Source organism: Mesorhizobium sp. M1A.F.Ca.IN.020.06.1.1, from assembly GCF_004023265.1.
Taxonomy (GTDB): Bacteria; Pseudomonadota; Alphaproteobacteria; order Rhizobiales; family Rhizobiaceae; genus Mesorhizobium.
The window spans coordinates 1-1,644 of record NZ_RZSR01001156.1 but is presented as its reverse complement, the minus strand read 5'-3'; the positions used below and the strand labels follow the sequence as shown (position 1 = coordinate 1,644).

Annotated in this window: 2 protein-coding genes; both read right to left on the bottom strand. The window is 64.8% G+C overall.

What is annotated here, in order from left to right:
* A partial coding sequence (locus tag EOA60_RS31990; RefSeq protein WP_164899734.1) for a nucleotidyltransferase family protein occupies window positions 1–556 on the bottom strand: 556 nt, incomplete at its 3' end.
* A gap of 58 nt (window positions 557–614) precedes the next feature.
* Entirely contained in the window at window positions 615–1,589 is a 975-nt protein-coding gene (dhaK, locus tag EOA60_RS31985) for a dihydroxyacetone kinase subunit DhaK (protein ID WP_128312554.1), read from the bottom strand.
* Window positions 1,590–1,644: the final 55 nt, after the last annotated feature.

Genomic DNA, 1,644 nt, shown 5'->3' with positions numbered 1-1,644 from the left:
CCAGATTGCCGTGCAGCTCGATCAGCAGACTGGAGTTCTCCTTCTCCAGCCACTTGAACTCCTGCAACTCATGCGATTCGGCCTCGCCGCTGCCAAGCGTGAAGCCGCATTCGGCGATCACGTTGTTGGCCTCGCCGATGCTGGCCGGATCGACAAGTATGTCGATGTCGGTGAACGGCCGATCGGCAGCATGGCGATAAAGCTTGCGCGCGAACACCGGGCCCTTGACGATGCGAGCCGCAACGCCTTTCGCGGCCAAGGCCTTCATGATGCGGTCGCCGTGATATTGCAGCAGCATCGACTGCCCGGTCGCCAGTGTCGCCTGATCGCGAAGCCCGGAGAGTTTTTGCCGCAGGGCGGCATCGTTCGGCAGATCGGCCTCGCCGATTTCCCGAAGCTTGCGCAGCATGATCGGCAGCACGCCGTGGAACTCGGCATTGGCGAGCAGCGCGATGAGGCTGCTTGCCGAGAGGGCCCCGCCCCGCTCGGACGGCGCCTCCGGATCGGCAAATTCGAGCAGCAGCTTTTCTTCGGCAGGTGAAAGCGGGAGCAGCATCAACCGGGCAATATCGCGAACAACAGGCGACCATGGTCGCAGAAAAGCCCGCGCGACGCTACATCCCCCAGCGCAGCGCCGCCGTGTGCACCGGAGCGTCCCAAAGCGCCGTCGTCTCATCCTCGAGCATCGTCAGCGTGATCGAGCAGCCTGCCATGTCGAGCGAGGTGACATAGGAGCCGACCAGCGAGCGGGTCACCGTCACGCCTCTCTTCTCGAAGATTTTTCGCGCGCTGTTGTACATCAGATAAAGCTCCATCGATGGCGTGCCGCCGAAGCCGTTGACGAAAAGCAGCGCCGGTCCCCAGGCGCGGTCACCAAGATCGCCGAGGATTGCCGTGCAGATCTCCTCGGCGATGGCGTCGGCACCCTTCAGATCATCGCGCCGCCGGCCGGGCTCGCCATGGATGCCGACGCCGAATTCCATCTCGTTGTGGCCAATGTCGAAGGTCGGCCTGCCCGCAGCCGGCACCGTGCAACTGGTCAGCGCCACGCCCATCGAGCGCGTCGCGGCGTTGACGCGGTCGCCCAGCGCCTTGAGCTCGGGCAGTGGCATGCCTTGCTCGGCCGCGGCGCCGACGATCTTCTCCACCACCAGCGTGCCGGCCACGCCGCGCCGACCGGTGGTGTAGGACGAATTCTCGACCGCGACGTCGTCATTGGTCACCACCTGCAGAACGCCGTCCGACATTTCGGCGGCCATGTCGAAATTCATCACGTCGCCTTCATAGTTTTTGACGATAAACAGGCAGCCGGCGCCGGTGTCGACGGCTTGCGCGGCCGCGAGCATCTGGTCGGGCGTCGGCGAGGTGAAGACCTGGCCGGGGCAGGCGGCGTCGAGCATGCCGTGGCCAACCAGCCCGCCATGCAGCGGCTCGTGGCCGGAGCCGCCACCCGAGATCAGCGCCACCTTGCCCGGTTTCAGCGTCTTGCGGCGAACGAATTTGTGCTCGTCGCCGATCGCGAGGATGTCGGAATGCGCGGCGACGAAGCCATCGAGGCTTTCGGTGAGGACCGTGTCCACCGAATTCAGAAACTTCTTCCTCGCAGTCCTCCCGCATAGAGATCGCTCAGCCGCTGCCCCTGCC